Below are 15,675 nucleotides of genomic sequence, written 5' to 3'. Positions count from 1 at the left end.
CAAGGCGAATTGCGTGCCGCGGGAGGCCGACCGCCCTGCCCTGCTTGCCGGCACCCGAAGCAGGTTTCGCAGAATTGCGCTGCGGCTTTGTGTCGGAATTCCCTGTCCGACCGAAGGCTCCCGCGCCGCCGGTGCGATCAGGCCAGGGTAAGGTCGAGGCCTGGCAGGGACAGGCCGGAGATCCGGGTGGTCCAGACCTGCCCGGCGGCGACCGGCAGGGCGTCGGTCAGCGTTCCGGTGGAGACGATCTCACCGGCGGCGAGCGGTGGGCTGCCGGGATCTTTAGCCAGCACATCGATCAGGTGCCGGAGGGCTGCAAGAGGGCCGCCGCCGAGCACGTTGCGGGCGCTGCCGCGATCGGCGACCGCGCCGTCCCGCAGGAGCGCGATGGAGAAGCCCGCCAGCCCGTCGATCCAGGCTGGTGCTGCATCCCGGGTGATCGGTACCCGCGCGCCGTGCACCAGCAAGCCGTGCAGCCCGAAGGCCGCCACGGTGTCGGGGGCGGCGAAGCGCCAGCCGGGGAACAGCGACTGCACGATCTCGAACCCTTGCGCCACCCAGTCGAGGCAACCGAGTAGGGCCGCGTCGTCCATGCCGGGCTCGGGGGCCCGGGCCAGCCCGAACACGATCTCCGGCTCGATCCGCGGCTCGACCAAGGCGGCAAGCGGGATCGGGCCGGTGAGGGCGGCGCGCTCAAGCAGGGTGGTGTCGTAGACATAGCCCCAGATCGGCGCGTGGACGCCGTAGGTTTCCCAGAGCGTCGTGTTGGTGAAGCCGATCTTGCGGCCCACCGGCCGCTCGCCCCGCGCCAGACGCAGGTGCCGGACCTCGGCGGCTACCCGGTAGGCAGCGGGCAGATCCAGGCCGGCATCCCAGCCGGTCAGGGGCGCGATCTGGCGGCGATGCTCGTGTGCCGCCAGGATGGTGCGGGCATGGGTGGCGGCGGGGACGGGATCGCGCATCCCCGCTCTGTAGCATGGCGGTCGGGGCCGATGCTGTCGGGCTTTCGAATCCGGAGCGTCCGTATCCGAGAGCCGAGAACCAGTTTTCGGGACGAGGGCCTACCAGACCAGCCGCTCGATCACCGCATCCGGATGCACCACCTGGCGGCCGAGCCACTCGGCGATGTCGCCGAGACGGTGGTGCTCGGCCGAGACGCCGAGCTCCTCCGCGTGGATGCCGCGGGCCACCAGCAGGCTGGCGATGCCGAAGCCGCGGGCACCGGCGATGTCCGTGCGGATCGCATCGCCGATCGCCATCACCCGGGCCGGATCCACCGGCGCGCCGGTGAGCTCGGCCCCCTTGGCGAGCGCCGCCTCGTAGACCGGGCGGTGCGGCTTGCCGGCATAGATCACGGTGCCGCCGAGCTCGGCATAGGCGGCCGCCAGCAGGCCGGCGCAGGGGATCAGCCGGTTGCCGCTCTCGACCACGAGGTCGGGATTGGCGCAGATCATCGTCACCCCCCGGCCCGCGAGGCGTGTGAGCTCGTCGCGATAATCGTCGGCGGTCTCGCTGCGGTCGTCGAACAGGCCGGTGCAGACCACGAGGTCTGCCTCCTCCTCGGAGACGAGGCTGAGATCGAGGTCCTGGAAGATGCCGAGGTCGCGCTCCGGCCCGAGATGCCGGATCCGGGCGCCCGGGCGCCCGGCGATCAGCTCCCGGGTGAGGTCCCCCGAGGTCAGGATCGCGTCGTAGGCTTCGCGCGGCACCCCGAACCGGTCGAGGATGCGGCCGACCCCGTCCCCGGGCCGCGGGGCGTTCGAGACCAGGACCACCCGGCGCGGCCGCGGCCCCGGCAGGCCGCGGAACCGGATCAGCGCCTCGCCGGCCGGGACATGGGCCTTCTGGCCGTCATGCAGCACGCCCCAGACGTCGCAGAGGAGGAGGTCGTAGCGCTCCGCCACCTGCGCGAGGCCGTCGAGGGTCGGGATCGGTGCGGTCATGGAGGGGTCCGGTCACGGTTTCAAAAGGTCCGGGACCTTTTGCGGGTGCAGGGCCGCGCCCTGCAAGCCTCGAGGCCGAGCCCGGTCCCAATCGTGGTTTTACCGCGGCCCGAGCCGATGCTCGGCGAAGAAGTCGAGCATCGCGCGCGAGGCGTCGGGGCCGTCGGCATCGGTGTAGCTGCCCTCGGGGCGGCCACCCGACCAGGCGTGGCCGGCGCCGCGCACCCGCCAATCCTCGACCACGACCCGGCCGGTCCCGTCCCGATAGCGGGTGCGGGTGAAGGGGTGGCCACGGTCTTCGAAGGTCTCGGATTGCGCCGTCAGGCCGGCGACGTTGGCCTGGGCCAGAACCTGATCGGCATTGCGCACGCTGACGGTGCCGTCCTCATCGCCGTGGAACACGATGGTGGGGATGCGCTGCCCGGCCGGGGAGGCGCCGAACGGCGCCGCGGTACCGAGGCCCGGGGCGCCGACCTGCATGGCCATCAGCGCCGAGCCGAGATCGCGGGCGCAGCCGGCGGCAAGGCCCGAATGCACGCCCACGGCGGCGTAGAGGTCCGGATAGGCCCGGGCGATGTTCAGGGCCGCGGCGCCCCCCGCCGACATGCCGGCAATGTAGACCTGAGCCGGGTCGATCGGGTGGGCCGCCATCACGGCTCGGGTGAGGCCCGCGATGATCGCCGCCTCGCCGGATTCCCGGCGCTGGTCACGCGGCTCGTACCAGTTCCAGCAGCGCTGGACATGGGCCTGCCGGCTCTGGGCCGGGTAGACAACGAAGAACCCTTCGCGCTCGGCCAGCACGTTCATGCCGGTGCCGGCGGCGAAATCGTCCGGGTTCTGCATGCAGCCGTGCAGCATCACGATCAGCGGCGCCGGCTCGACCGAATCACCCGGGATAAACAGTTTGTAGTCGCGGCTGCCGGCCGGCTCGGCGTGGCTGAGGGCAACGAAGCGGCTCTCGGCCGGCGGCTTCCGGGCCACCGGCGACCGCGCGGGTCCGCGGCGCGGCTGGCCGAGCCCCTTCAGCACGGGCGCGAGCCCGCGCACGACCTTGACGACCGCTTTGCGCACCCGCACCGCGGGCTCGGCGCGCGTCTCGCCCCGGGTCTTGTGGGGGGCTTCTCGCCGGGCATCCTGAGGAGCCTCTTCGCGGTGGGTCGAGGGCTGGGGCGCCGGCGTCTGCGGTTCCGAGGGCGGTGCGGCCGCGTAGCCGCCGAGGCTGCGCTGGATCAGGGCGGTCGCCTCGTCCAGGCGACCGAGGCTGGTCAGACGGGTGATTTCGATCATATCGGCGAAGGGGGAGCCGGCGGCCCGGTCGCGCGCGCCGTCCTGCAGTGCCTTCAGCTTGCTGAAGGGGTCCATGTTGGGTGCGCGCTTGGTCACATCAGCGTCCGTGCCGCGGCCGGGATAGCGCGACGATCAGCATATGGTGCGATGCAATAGAGGCCGATGTGCGATGCGGCAAGACCGGTCAGGCCGGGTCGTCGGCACCGATATACTCGGCCCAGATCGGTGCCGCCCCGAGGCTCGCTCGGAAGCTGTCGTGACGGGTCCGCTCCTCATCCGTAAGGCGGCTTCGATACGGCCGGGGGGCCGCCGGCGCGGCCTGGACGACAGCCTGGACCGCCGGGCCGGCCTGTGCGTCCAAGAGTCCAAGACTGGTCTGCTTCCCGCCGAGCAGCTCGACATAGACCTCGGCCAGGATCTGCGCGTCGAGGAGCGCCCCGTGCTTGGTGCGCCGGCTGGTGTCGATCCCGTAGCGGTTGCACAGGGCATCGAGGTTGTTGGCCGCGCCCGGGTGCTTGCGCCTCGCCATCGGCAGGGTGTCGACCACGTCGTCCAGCTGGATCGGCGGCGGCGCGTTGGCCCCGAGCCGGGCGTATTCCATGTTGAGGAAGCCAACATCGAACGGCGCGTTGTGGATCACGAGGCGGCCGTCGGCCAGGAAGGCCAATAGCTCGCCCACGATCTCGGCAAAGAGCGGCTTGTCGGACAGGAAGGCGTCTGACAGCCCGTGGACGTTGAACGCACCCTCGGAGACCGCCCGCTGCGGGTTGCAGTAGCGGTGGAAGGTCCGGCCCGTGGGGATGTGGTTGAGGAGCTCGACCGCACCGATCTCGATCAGCCGGTCGCCGTTCCGCGCCTCCGTGCCGGTGGTCTCCGTGTCGAGGACGATCTCGCGCAGCATGTTTTGTGACTCAGAGGGTCAGGATGCCTCGCCCGATCGGACCGGGCTCCGGGGGCGGATGACCGCTTTCGGGAGACTCTGTCTCCCGAAAGATTGAGACTTCCTTGGCTGCCAGCTGATCGGCGCCGGTCTCTCACGCCGCCAGGGCCAGCCGCCCCTCGCTCTCGTCGGCCTCCGCCGCCATGAACTGGGCCCGGGCGAGCTCGGCGAAGCGGCCGTTCTCGGCGACCAGCGCGTCGAACGTACCGGCCTCGACGATCCGGCCCTCGTGGAAGACCAGGATCCGGTCGGCATTGCGGATCGTGGCGAGCCGGTGGGCGATCACGAAGGTGGTCCGCCCCTCCATCACGGCTTCCAGGGCGCCCTGGAGCCTGCGCTCGGTGGCCGCGTCCAGCGCCGAGGTCGCCTCGTCGAGGATCAGGATCGGCGGGTTCTTCAGCAGCGCCCGGGCGATCGAGAGCCGCTGGCGCTCGCCGCCGGAGAGCGAGCGGCCACGCTCGCCGATCACCGTGTCGAGCCCCGCGGGCTGGCGCGCCATGAAGGCGCCGGCCTGGGCCCGCTCCAGGGCGTCGAGCATCTCGGCATCGGTGGCGTCGGGACGGCCGACCTGCAGGTTCTCGCGGATCGAGCGGGCGAACAGCATCGGCTCCTGGAAGACCACGCCGATATTGTGGCGCAGGGACGAGAGGCCGATGTCGCGCACGTCGATATCGTCGATCCGGATCGACCCGGAAGCCGGATCGAAGCTGCGGTGCAGGAGGCCGAGCGTCGTCGACTTGCCCGAGCCGGTGGTGCCGACCAGCGCCACGGTCTCGCCGGGCCGCGCCGAGAACGAGACGCCGTCGAGCGCCTTGCGCTGTCCGTCATACGAGAAGGCGACGTCGTGGAAGGTGACCTCGCCTTCGAAGCGGGCGACCTGCCGGGCATGCGGGCGGTCGGCCACCGCCGGCACGGTGTCGTAGATCTCGAAGAACTCGGCGATCTTGGGGGCCTGCTGGAACAGTCCGTTAACGAAACCGACCACATGATCGAGCCGCGCCACGAAGGCGGTGGCCAGGCTCATGAAGGCCACGACCTCGCCCACCGTGGTGGTGCCGGCCTGGTACAGCCAGATGCCGGTGACGAAGATCGCCGTCATGGTGATGGTGGCGGAGGCCCGGGTCGCCACGTTGGCGAGGGCCCACCAGGACAGGACCGGGATCTGCGCGGCGAGCAGGTTCGTGATGATGCCGCGCATTGCATCCTTCTCGGCCTTGGCGCGGGTGAAGGACTGGATCACCGCGACGTTGCCAAGCGCATCGGAGGCGTGGGCGGCGAGGCCGGAATTGAATTCCTCGACCTGGCCCTGGAGCGTCTCGGTCCGGCGCATCACGAAGGTGGTGAGCGCCGTGAAGGCCAGCATCAGGACGACCAGGATCGAGCCGAGCTGCCAGTTGATGAACAGGGTCATCGGCAGGAGCACGACCAGCGACACCAGGGCAACGAGGTGGTCCCGGAAGAAGCCGAGCCAGAGCCAGGCCATGCCGTTCGTGCCCTCCAGCATCGCCTTCAGCACCCGGCCGGAATGGTTGGCCGAGTGGAAGGCGAGCGGCAGGTCGAGCACGTGCTCGAAGTAGCTCGCCATCGAGGACAGGCGGTTGCGGTGGGCCAGCCGGTCGGCGTGGAGCGCGATGAACACGCCCGCCGCGATGGTGAAGAACCCGAACGCGACCCAGGCCGCCAGCAGGGGCAGCATGCTGGCCATGGCGTTGCCGCCGCGCTGGAGGTGGGTCAGCTGATCGATGATCCGGCCCATGAGCAGCGGTTCGGCGAAGGCCGCGATCGCCAGCACGACGTTGGTGACTGCCAGACCGATGGCCAGCCGCCGTTCCGCCTTCAGGAAACCCAGGACCCGCCCGTACAGACGAACCATCGCCACAGCTCCGACACCCCCGGCGCGGCCCGTGTGTCCGGGTCTCGCGCCAACTCTTAAGGTCCGGGCGGCGGGCGGATATCGCTGATTCCGCCGCCAAACCCCTCACACGAAACGGCTTATGCCCGGGCCCGCCTGAACGGGCGATGACGGCCCTATACAGGGTCGAAGTCATCGCCTTTACGGTTCGTTCAGCAAGATTTCCTAACGCCGTGAATGACCCGGCCGCAAGCGATCGTGGGAACCGATCGTTTACGTGTCTGGTCCGGGCGCCGCGGCAGGGATCTCGCGACCGCACTCGGCCTCCTCTCGGGCCACGGCCGGTTCGTGACCTTCGCCGACATGATGGCGCTCCTGAAGAGCTTCTTCGTGATGGTCGCGGCCTATTCGACGCAGGGCCAGAAGACGATGGAGGTGGTCGCCGGCTCGATGCGCGACGCCTTCGGGGTGGACAAGGAATCGAAGTTCGCCGGCCTCCTCGAATCCGAGGGTTTGCCGGCCGCCGGCCACGTTACATCCTTGCGCACCCTCCCGCCCGAGAAGGCCGCTGACCGGACCACACCGCCTCGGCGCGACCAGAGCAGCGCGTTCGGCCTGACCGAGACCAGCGAGTCGGACCATGTCGGCCTCGCGGTTGCCTCCCTGCGGCAGGCGCTGCCGGACATCGCCGAACTGTCGAAGAGCGTGGTGATCGTCCGGTCCGACCAGGGCCTCGACCTGTCGATCGTCGACCAGGACGGGCGCTCGCTGGTCCCGGACGGTTCGACCGGCCCGAACGAGCGCACCCGGCGCCTGGTGGAGACGCTCGCCCCGACCCTGCGCGACATGCCGAACCGCATCGCCGTCACGGGCTTCACCGCCACCGACCGGCCGGTTCGCCTCGGTGTCCGGCAGGGCCGACACCGAGGCGATGTTCCCCGACAACCCGTATCTGGCGGACAACCGGCGGGTGACGGTGACGCTGCTGAAGGAGGCGTCTCCGGTGCCGAACGTGAAGGGGCTTCCGTAGAGGACGCGCCTACTTGGCGGTGAGCAGCGCCCAGTAAACCTTGTACTTCGAGCCCGGTGCATAGGCCGTGGCGATCCCCATCCGGGTCGCCTCGGGCGCGAGCATCGTGGCGTCGTGCGGGGCGCTCTCGCGCCAGCCGGAGAACGCCTCCGCCAGGGTGTGGTAGCCGGCCGACAGGTTGGCGTTCACGTCGGCGAACCCGAGCCGCCCCACTGCAGCCTTCACGGTCTGCGCCTTGCTCGGCCGGTCGGCGAGCGCCATGGCGGCGGCCTCGGCCTCCGCCAGCCGCTGCAGCTCGGGATCGACCGTGAGGGGCCCGGCGCCGCGGTTGCGACGATAGGACGAGATCATGTCCCGGGCGGCGTCGGTGTCGACATGGGCGGCCTGGCTGGCCAGCGGCAGGTAGATGCTCGGCAGCGCCGTCGTGGTCGGCGCCTCGGCGGCGCAGGCACCCAGCAGGGCCAACGCCGGAACGCAGACCGCCGCCCCAAAGCCTCGTCTCAGGTTGCGTCCGCCCACGTTCGAAGATCCATGCTTGCGCATCCGGCTCGGACGCCCGGGCCATATAGGGAGCGCCGGGCGATCGTGCATCCGTGCCCGATGAAGCCGGGCGCCTGCCCTCAGCCCCCAGCGCTCCGGAGGCCGCGGTCACGCTGCGGCTGGGCCGGTGATGCCCCGGTCTCGTTGGAATCCTGAAGGGGCTTGGACTCCCGGGGTTCGGGCGCCTGTGCCGCCTGGCCGAACCGGCTCGCGATCTCGCCCATCGCGCTCTGCATCGCCTCGAAACCCTGCACCGTCACGATGCTGGCGCCGGGGCCGAGCGGCGGGATGAAGCCCGCCCCCGACAGGGTGGCGAACACCGCGTAGTTCAGGTCGGTCTGAACCTTCTGGCCCAGGCTGACGTCGACGATCCAGACCAGTAGCTCGAATTCCAGGAACGGGTCGCCGATCTTCTTGAACACCACCCGGGGGGCGGGGTCCTTCAGCACGTCGGCATGACCTTGAGCGCAGCCGACGATCATCTCGGCGGCCCGCACCGGGTCCTGGTTACGCAGCACGCTGACCGTGATGCTGACCCGGCCCGAGCGGTCGCCGCGCACCCGGTTCTTGACCACCCCGGAGATCAGGTTCGAGTTCGGCACGATCACGGACGACCGGTCGAAGGTCTGGATCTCGGTGGAGCGCACCGAGATGCGCTTCACGATGCCTTCCGAATCGCCGATCACCACCTGGTCGCCGACCCGGATCGGCCGCTCCCACAGGAGCAGCAGGCCGGAGACGAAGTTGTTGACGATCGACTGCAGGCCGAACCCGATACCGACCGACAGGGCGCCGGCCACGATGGTCAGCTTCTCCAGGCTGAGGCCGAGATACGAGAAGGCGAGGGCCAGCGAGAGCAAGAAGCCGAAATAGCCCGCGATTGTGGTGATCGAGTTGCGCAGGCCGGCGTCCAAGTCGGTGGCTGGCAGGTAGGTCAGTTCCAGCCAGCGCTGCACCGCCCGGGTGACGAACACGCCGAGCACCAGGATCCCGATGCCGAACGCGATGCTCGACAGCGAGATCGTCACGTCCCCGACCTTGAAGCCGAAGAAGGCCTGCCGGATCGACGAGACGATATCGGTGGAATCGAGCCCCCAGGGCGCCAGCACGAGAAGTGCCGCCACCAGGATCAGGATCACCCGGGCGGCCCCGGTCGCCAGGACCGAGATCTGGGTCAGCGAGCGCTTGCGCAGGCCGGTATTGGCCTGGAGCGCGGTGGCCAGCCGGGTCTCGTCACAGAGCGCGCGGCCGATGAAGGTGTCGACGCTCTGGACCAGCAGGTAGAGCAGAACCAGGACGCTCGCGGTCCAGATCAGCTGATCGATCAGGAAGGCCGCGAAGGCGACGTAACCCACGAGCGCCCCGACCCCGATCAGCGCCACCGCGGCCCAGCCGAGCAGCCGGGCCGGGCCGCCGATGCCCGTGGTGGTCTTGGTCGGCACATAGGGGCCGAAGCAGGCTTCCTCCTCCTGCTCGGTATCGGCGAACCGGTGGAGGCCGACCGCCAGGATCAGCGCCGTGGCGACAGCCCCGAGGCCGCGGGTCGCGATCGAGATCGGCAGGGCCGCCGAGATCCCGGAATTCAGCGCCTCCACGGATTTCACCACGGTCAGCACCGTGGCGATGCCGACCGCAAGCCGGGTCAGCCGGGTCGCGGCCGCATCGCCGACCGGGGCCGGGCGCCAGGCGGGCTTGTCGGGGCTGAGCAGCCCGTCGCACAGGGCCTCTACGAAGGCGATGAAGGCCAATCCGCCCAGGATCGCGGCGGCCACCGGCAGCAGCCGGGAGGGCAGCAGGTTGGTGGCGTCGAGCGCGTAGTAGACCGCGTAGGAGCCGGCCACCGCCGGTACGGTGCCGAGCAGGATCACCCGCCAGGCGGCCAGCAGGGTGGCGCGCCGCGACGGTTCCGTGGCGGAGGCGTCCCGCCGGGCGGCCCGGGGGGCGATGTTGCGCCGCCCGAAATACAGCGCGATCGAGATCCCGAAGGCGAGCCCGAGGAACAGCAGGTTGCCGATGCTGCCGTTGCGGGAGAACAGCAGCCCGATATCCGACAGGGCGCTCTGCAGCGAGCGCGTGTCCCGCGGTACGTCGGCCATGACCTTGGCCCAGAGGCCGGGGCCGACCAGGGGCTGCGAGCGCTGGAACAGGTCGCGGGTGAACGATTCGCGCCGGCGGTTCGAGACGCGGTCGATGATCTGATCGCCCTGCACCAGCAGGGAGCGGGCGAGCCGCTGGGTCTCGTCGATGCGGGTCACCGCGGCCTCGCGCTCGACGCGCTGCTCGGCGACATCCGCGCTCTCCTGAGTGTCCTTCGGCTTCGGGCCGAGCTGCGTCAGCCGCTCCCGCGCCGCCTCGAGCGGCGTGTCGAGCCGGGTGATCAGCGCGCGGATCTCCTCGGTGACGGTCCCGGCACTGTCGCGAATCGCCGAGAGATCCGCGACGGTCAAATCGGGATGCCCCAGCTGCTTCTCACGCGCCTCAAGCTCGGCCTTGGCGATGTCGAGCTGGGCTCGGACCGCCTTGAGCTGCTCGGACATCTCGGGCTTGGGCGCCGCGGGCTGGGGCGCCGCGGGCTTGGCATCGGCGGGCTTGGCCTCGACTGGCTTGGCGTCGGGCGCCTTCGCGTCGGCGGGCTTGGCGTCGGCCGGCTTGGTTCCTGGGTGCTGCCCGGCCGGGGTCTCGCCCTGAGCCCAGGCCACAGGTGGCGCGACGGCCGGGATCGCCAGCATCAGCGCGGCCACGAGGGCCAGCACGGGCCGACGTGGCGCGTCGTTGAGCTTCCGGGAGCGCACCAGCGTGCGGATCATAAGCTACCTCTCGTCGGGCGCGCCGGGCGCGCAAGCGGTGCCCGGCATCGGCGGACCGGCGGCATCGGGAACCGCGCGGGCCTTCTCGAGCGCTCGCCGCCGAAGGCGACACCGGATCGACATCGGCGAGCGCGTCGAATCGAAGCCTGAGGGGCGAGCGGGATGGCAAGGCGATCGAGCTCGCCTCTCGAGGCCGGGCGCTGTGGGCTTCCAATAGGGCGAAACCGTGCCACTGCCCACCCTCGGGCGGATCGCCGGGGCCAAGGCCTGCTGTGGGTGCGTCCCCGGGACCCGGCGGGAAAAGCTTCACAAGGGTGTCACGGTGGGATTAGATGAACATCAGATGGACAGGGCCTTTTCGTCGTCACGCGAAAGGGTTCGGCCGGCTCTGATGCCGGTCCGGCCCGGCCGCGTTCCGGTTGCTACCGCACCGACTGGCGTCACCGCGCGCCGGCCCGCCGCCCTGTTGCTCCTTCCGCCTCTCCCGCTGAGCCGACGCCCCGTCCGCCGGCCCGTCCTGCACTGGCTTCTGGCCGCGTCGGACGCGCCGGCGGGGCGCCGGCGCGTTCCCGCGCGTTACACGCGTCAGAGATAGTCTGAAGAGTCGCGCCGATGATGGATCTCCAAACCCTCGTCCTGAACGCGGATTATCGGCCGCTCTCCTACAATCCGCTCTCTCTCTGGTCGTGGAAGGACGCCTTCACAGCCCTGTTCCTCGACCGCGTCACCCTGGTGGCGAGCTACGATGTCGAGGCGCGCTCGCCGTCCCGGGCTCTGCGGGTGCCGAGCGTGGTGGCGCTGAAGAACTACGTCACGCTGGCCCGCAGCCCGGCCTTCACCCGCTACAACATCTACCTGCGCGACGGTTTCAGCTGCCAGTATTGCGGGCTCCGGCTACCCTCGGGCGGCCTGACCTTCGACCACGTGGTGCCGCGCTCCCGGGGCGGCCTGTCGAGTTGGGAGAACGTCGTGGCGGCCTGCTCGCCCTGCAACCTGCGCAAGGCCAACCGTACGCCGCAGGAGGCGGACATGCCGCTGGCGACCGAGCCGCGCCGGCCGACCCGCTACGAGCTGCACCATCGGCAACCCGAGTTCGACCACCGCCAGTATCACCACACCTGGCTCGACTACCTGTACTGGGACAGCGAACTGGAGAGCTGAGCGCGCGCCCGATCGCGCGATCTCGGCCGCCCGACGCTCGGTGCGCGGCGCGGAAACATCGCAGGCCTTCAGCCGGTCGCCCGACCCGGAAGGCCTATGTGGAGGCCGCGCCCCATCCCCGCCGGAAGAGGGGAGGATTGGCATATCGGCCGGGCTCGATCGGGCTTGGACGCTACGACCGCGTCGGGAACATCCCGGTGAGCAGCAGTGCGAAGGCTGCCAGGCCGAACTGCTCTTCCTTGCGATGCGTGGGATCGAGGAAATGGGCGGCGGCGCCGGCCGCGCAGCAGGCGACGCCGAGGCCGATCGTCAGAAATGACATCGCAATCCCTGCTCATCGCGCGTCGCCCTCGACGCTGCGAAACAGTCCCGGTCCCGGGGCCTGCCGGACGCCGTTGTCCGCTCAGGATGTTTTGTATTTGAATGCTTGCACGCCTGATGAAAGCTGAAAAGTCGCGGACGAAGTCTCATGAGCTGCTGTTGTTTCGGTGAGATGTATCAGAGTGATCGACATATCGGCCGCGATGTCTGAAGAGATGAAGTAAATGCCGTATTCGGTGCGATGGCTCGCCGGGCGCCGAATCCTCGGCGGTAGCGCACCCCGAAAAGAAAGCCCCCTCCCCGCATCGATGCCGTGATCCCGGACGCGTTGACCGTCCCGGCCACGCCCGCGTAATCACCTGCATGCTTACCACCTCATCCGACAGGTTCGACGTCGTGGTCGTCGGCGGCGGCCATGCCGGCGTCGAGGCGGCCGCGGCGGCTGCGCGCTGCGGCGCCCGCACGGCCCTGGTCACCCACGACCCCGCCACGATCGGCGCCATGTCGTGCAATCCCGCGATCGGGGGGCTCGGCAAGGGCCATCTCGTGCGCGAGGTCGACGCCCTCGACGGCCTGATGGGCCGGGTCGCGGATGCGGCCGGTATCCAGTTCCGCCTGCTCAACCGCCGGAAGGGGCCGGCCGTGCGCGGGCCCCGCACCCAGGCCGACCGCAAGCTCTACGCCGCCGCCATGCAGGCGGCCGTCGCCGAGACGGACGGGCTTACCGTGGTGGCGGGCGCCTGCGAAGACCTCGTCCGCGATCCGGCGGGGCACCTCTCCGGCCTCGTGCTCGCAGATGGCCGGACGATCGCCTGCGCCGCCGTGGTGCTGACCACCGGCACCTTCCTGCGCGGGCTGATTCATATCGGCGAGCGCCAGATCCCGGCCGGCCGGGTCGGCGAGGCGTCAGCGATCGGGCTGGCCCAGACCCTCGACAGGCTCGGCCTGCGCCTGGGCCGGCTGAAGACAGGCACCCCGCCCCGCCTTGACGGCCGGACCATCGACTGGTCGGGCCTGGAGATGCAGGAGGCCGATGCCGAGCCGGTGCCATTCTCGACGCTGACCCAGAAGATCACCACGCCGCAGATCCGCTGCGGCATCACCCGGACCACCCAGGCGGTCCACGACCTGATCCGGGCCAACCTGCATCGCTCGCCGATGTATTCCGGCGGCATCGCCAGCCGGGGGCCGCGCTACTGCCCGTCGATCGAGGACAAGGTGGTCCGCTTCGGCGACCGGGAGGGCCACCAGATCTTCCTCGAGCCGGAGGGGCTGGACGAGCCGACGATCTATCCGAACGGCATTTCCACGGCCCTGCCGGAGGAGGTCCAGCGCGAGATCATCCGGCTGATCCCGGGGCTGGAGCGCGCCACGATCCTGCGGCCGGGCTACGCCATCGAGTACGATTACGTCGACCCGCGCGAGCTCGATGCCGGGCTTCAGGTGAAGCGCCTGCCCGGCCTGTTCCTGGCCGGCCAGATCAACGGCACCACCGGTTACGAGGAGGCGGCGGGCCAGGGGCTGGTCGCCGGGCTCAACGCTGCCCGGTGCGCCGGCGGCCGCGACGTCGCGACCTTCGATCGGGCCGAATCCTATCTTGGGGTGATGATCGACGACCTCGTGACCCATGGGGTCAGCGAGCCGTACCGGATGTTCACCTCTCGGTCCGAGTACCGCCTGTCCCTGCGGGTCGACAATGCCGACGAGCGGCTGACGCCGCGGGGAATCGCGCTGGGCTGCGTCGGCCGATCGCGGGCCGATCACTTTTCGGTCTCGCAGACGGAGCTTCGAGAAGCGCGCAGCCTGCTCGATTCTTTGAGCCTCACGCCGAATCAGGCGGCCCTGCAGGGCATCGGCTTGAACCGCGACGGCATCCGCCGCAGCGCGTTCCAGCTGCTGGCCTATCCCGAGATCAACTGGGGACAGCTCGCGGCGATCTGGCCGGAGCTCGCCGAGACGTCGCCGCGCGTCGCCGACCGGTTGAAGACCGACGCGACCTATGCGGTCTATCTGGACCGGCAGAATGCCGACATCGCCGCCTTCCGCCGCGACGAAGCCGTGCGTCTGCCCGCTAGCCTCAACTATGCCGGGATCAGCGGTCTCTCGAACGAGATGCGGGTGAAGCTCGAGACCGTCCGGCCGGGCACCCTGGGTCAGGCGGCGCGGATCGAAGGCGTGACCCCGGCCGCCCTCACCCTGCTGGCTGCCCATGCGCGGCGGGCCGCACCTGCCGCCGACCGCCGCGCCCCATGAGCGATCCGGACCGCGCCCGCGTTCTCGCCGCCTCCGGTGTTTCACGTGAAACAGCCGCGCTGCTCGACCTTTACGTCGCCCAGCTCCGGCGCTGGCAGCCGATCAAGAACCTCGTTGGACCGGCGACCCTGGCCGAGGTCTGGAGCCGCCATATCGATGACGCGCTTCAACTCCTTGACCTCATCCCCGAGGCCCGGACCTGGCTCGATCTCGGATCCGGCGCCGGCATCCCGGGCCTGATCCTCGCCATCGCGGGCCGCGACCGCGGCATCCAGGTCGATCTAGTCGAGAGCAACGCCCGCAAATGCGCCTTCCTCACCGAGACCGCCCGCCTCACCGGCGCGCCGGTCCGGGTGCGCAATGCCCGGATCGAGGCGGTGATCGGTGATTATCAGGGCGTCGACATCGTCTGCGCCCGCGCGCTCGCGCCCATGACGCAGCTCCTGGCCTGGACGGAGCCGCTGTTGAAAACGGGCACCACCGGGCTGTTTCCGAAGGGCCGGGACGTGCAAGCTGAATTGACCCAGGCGGCTGCGCAGTGGAGAGTCGTTAACGACCTCGTGCCGAGCCGGACTGATTCCGAAGCCCGGATCGTGCGCGTCACTGCCCTCGCCGCCCCGAGCCATCGATGACCGAAGCGATCCTCGGCGATTCCGCCGACCGGTCCGTGGATCCGTCCAGCGATCCCGTCTTGCCCCCCGCCGAAAGACCGTCCGTGAGACATCCCCTGCGGATCCTGGCGCTCGCCAACCAGAAGGGCGGCGTCGGCAAGACCACGACGGCGATCAACCTCGGCACTGCCCTGGCGGCGATCGGCGAGGACGTGCTGGTCCTGGACCTCGATCCCCAGGGCAACGCCTCCACGGGGCTGGGCATCGACCGGGCCCGCCGCCAGGTCTCGACCTACGACGTCATGACAGGCGAGGCGACGCTGGCCGAGGCGGTGATACCCACGGCGGTGCCGCGGCTGTCGATCGCACCCTCCACCATGGACCTCCTCGGCCTGGAGATGGAGCTGGCGACCCTGCCCGACCGGGCCCACCGGCTGCGCGGCGTGCTCAAGGATATCGGCCAGGCTCAGGGCCTGAACCGGATCAGCTACGTGCTGATCGATTGCCCGCCCTCGCTCAATCTGCTGACCATCAACGCGCTGGCCGCCGCCGACGCGGTGCTGGTGCCGCTGCAATGCGAGTTCTTCGCCCTGGAGGGTTTGAGCCAGCTGCTGCGCACGGTCGAGCAGGTTCGGGGCGCCCTGAACCCGAAGCTCACCATCCAGGGCATCGTGCTGACGATGTTCGACCCGCGCAACAACCTCTCCGCCCAGGTGGTGGCGGATGTACGCGGTTTCATGGGCGACAAGGTCTACGAGACCGTGATCCCCCGCAACGTCCGCATCTCCGAGGCGCCGTCCCACGGCAAGCCGGCTTTGCTCTACGATTTGAAATGTGCCGGCAGCCAGGCGTATCTGCGCCTCGCTTCCGAGGTGATCCAGCGCGAAGGCCGGGTGCCGGCGGCGGCCTGATTGTGTGATCCCGGAAGAT

Annotated in this window: 12 protein-coding genes and 1 pseudogene; 5 read left to right on the top strand and 8 right to left on the bottom strand. The window is 70.0% G+C overall.

Annotated features, from left to right (window positions below; genetic code table 11):
• Window positions 1–137: 137 nt before the first annotated feature.
• The 5 genes from MKK65_RS16790 to MKK65_RS16770 form a co-directional block, all read right to left on the bottom strand.
• Entirely contained in the window at window positions 138–962 is an 825-nt protein-coding gene (locus tag MKK65_RS16790) for a 2-keto-4-pentenoate hydratase (protein WP_243959100.1), read from the bottom strand.
• Between the two features lie 99 nt (window positions 963–1,061).
• Window positions 1,062–1,943 (bottom strand): TIGR01459 family HAD-type hydrolase, encoded by an 882-nt coding sequence (locus tag MKK65_RS16785; RefSeq protein ID WP_243959098.1) that lies wholly within the window; start codon window positions 1,941–1,943, stop codon window positions 1,062–1,064.
• 99 nt (window positions 1,944–2,042) lie between these two features.
• On the bottom strand, window positions 2,043–3,305 hold the full coding sequence (locus MKK65_RS16780) for an alpha/beta hydrolase family esterase (protein WP_243959205.1): 1,263 nt from the start codon (window positions 3,303–3,305) through the stop codon (window positions 2,043–2,045).
• Between the two features lie 109 nt (window positions 3,306–3,414).
• Entirely contained in the window at window positions 3,415–4,131 is a 717-nt protein-coding gene (gene dnaQ, locus MKK65_RS16775; protein ID WP_058193183.1) for a DNA polymerase III subunit epsilon, read from the bottom strand.
• 133 nt (window positions 4,132–4,264) lie between these two features.
• Window positions 4,265–6,049 (bottom strand): glucan ABC transporter ATP-binding protein/ permease, encoded by a 1,785-nt coding sequence (locus tag MKK65_RS16770; RefSeq protein ID WP_058193184.1) that lies wholly within the window; start codon window positions 6,047–6,049, stop codon window positions 4,265–4,267.
• Window positions 6,050–6,385: 336 nt separating this feature from the next.
• On the opposite strand from MKK65_RS16770, the pseudogene MKK65_RS16765 reads away from it, so the two are divergent.
• Window positions 6,386–7,052 (top strand): annotated as a pseudogene (locus MKK65_RS16765) (hypothetical protein).
• Between the two features lie 9 nt (window positions 7,053–7,061).
• Here MKK65_RS16765 and MKK65_RS16760 read toward each other — a convergent pair.
• Window positions 7,062–7,571 carry a CAP domain-containing protein gene (locus tag MKK65_RS16760; protein ID WP_243959096.1) on the bottom strand — a complete coding sequence of 170 codons (510 nt, stop codon included), beginning with the start codon at window positions 7,569–7,571 and terminating at the stop codon, window positions 7,062–7,064.
• A gap of 101 nt (window positions 7,572–7,672) precedes the next feature.
• Window positions 7,673–10,399 carry a DUF3772 domain-containing protein gene (locus tag MKK65_RS16755; protein ID WP_243959094.1) on the bottom strand — a complete coding sequence of 909 codons (2,727 nt, stop codon included), beginning with the start codon at window positions 10,397–10,399 and terminating at the stop codon, window positions 7,673–7,675.
• Between the two features lie 612 nt (window positions 10,400–11,011).
• Here MKK65_RS16755 and MKK65_RS16750 point away from each other — a divergent pair.
• A complete protein-coding gene (locus MKK65_RS16750) occupies window positions 11,012–11,560 on the top strand; it encodes an HNH endonuclease (protein WP_007563401.1) in 549 nt (182 codons plus the stop codon).
• Window positions 11,561–11,732: 172 nt separating this feature from the next.
• On the opposite strand, the gene MKK65_RS16745 is transcribed toward MKK65_RS16750, so the two are convergent.
• Entirely contained in the window at window positions 11,733–11,882 is a 150-nt protein-coding gene (locus MKK65_RS16745) for a hypothetical protein (RefSeq protein ID WP_243959092.1), read from the bottom strand.
• A gap of 362 nt (window positions 11,883–12,244) precedes the next feature.
• On the opposite strand from MKK65_RS16745, the gene mnmG reads away from it, so the two are divergent.
• From mnmG to MKK65_RS16730, 3 genes are read left to right on the top strand one after another with little or no spacing between them, the layout of a single operon-like run.
• Entirely contained in the window at window positions 12,245–14,134 is a 1,890-nt protein-coding gene (gene mnmG / locus MKK65_RS16740; protein ID WP_243959090.1) for a tRNA uridine-5-carboxymethylaminomethyl(34) synthesis enzyme MnmG, read from the top strand.
• Window positions 14,131–14,766: a 16S rRNA (guanine(527)-N(7))-methyltransferase RsmG gene (rsmG, locus tag MKK65_RS16735; protein ID WP_243959088.1), complete on the top strand. Its 636-nt coding sequence runs from the start codon at window positions 14,131–14,133 to the stop codon at window positions 14,764–14,766. The genes mnmG and rsmG overlap by 4 nt, the downstream gene beginning before the upstream one ends.
• Window positions 14,763–15,656, top strand: a complete 894-nt coding sequence (locus tag MKK65_RS16730) for a ParA family protein (RefSeq protein ID WP_058193189.1) — start codon at window positions 14,763–14,765, stop codon at window positions 15,654–15,656. Before rsmG ends, MKK65_RS16730 begins: the two co-directional genes overlap by 4 nt.
• Window positions 15,657–15,675: the final 19 nt, after the last annotated feature.

The organism is Methylobacterium sp. J-001 (assembly GCF_022829565.1).
Classification (GTDB): Bacteria; Pseudomonadota; Alphaproteobacteria; order Rhizobiales; family Beijerinckiaceae; genus Methylobacterium.
The sequence above is the reverse complement of the archived record's forward strand: the minus strand, read 5'-3'. Positions and strand labels throughout refer to the sequence as shown.

Bases quoted from the DNA above. Each gene is read 5' to 3' on its own strand.
- MKK65_RS16790 (WP_243959100.1), bottom strand. From the start codon at position 962: ATGCGCGATCCCGTCCCCGCCGCCACCCATGCCCGCACCATCCTGGCG.
- MKK65_RS16785 (WP_243959098.1), bottom strand. From the start codon at position 1,943: ATGACCGCACCGATCCCGACCCTCGACGGCCTCGCGCAGGTGGCGGAG.
- MKK65_RS16780 (WP_243959205.1), bottom strand. From the start codon at position 3,305: ATGGACCCCTTCAGCAAGCTGAAGGCACTGCAGGACGGCGCGCGCGAC.
- dnaQ (WP_058193183.1), bottom strand. From the start codon at position 4,131: ATGCTGCGCGAGATCGTCCTCGACACGGAGACCACCGGCACGGAGGCG.
- MKK65_RS16755 (WP_243959094.1), bottom strand. From the start codon at position 10,399: ATGATCCGCACGCTGGTGCGCTCCCGGAAGCTCAACGACGCGCCACGT.
- MKK65_RS16750 (WP_007563401.1), top strand. From the start codon at position 11,012: ATGATGGATCTCCAAACCCTCGTCCTGAACGCGGATTATCGGCCGCTC.
- MKK65_RS16745 (WP_243959092.1), bottom strand. From the start codon at position 11,882: ATGTCATTTCTGACGATCGGCCTCGGCGTCGCCTGCTGCGCGGCCGGC.
- mnmG (WP_243959090.1), top strand. From the start codon at position 12,245: ATGCTTACCACCTCATCCGACAGGTTCGACGTCGTGGTCGTCGGCGGC.
- rsmG (WP_243959088.1), top strand. From the start codon at position 14,131: ATGAGCGATCCGGACCGCGCCCGCGTTCTCGCCGCCTCCGGTGTTTCA.
- MKK65_RS16730 (WP_058193189.1), top strand. From the start codon at position 14,763: ATGACCGAAGCGATCCTCGGCGATTCCGCCGACCGGTCCGTGGATCCG.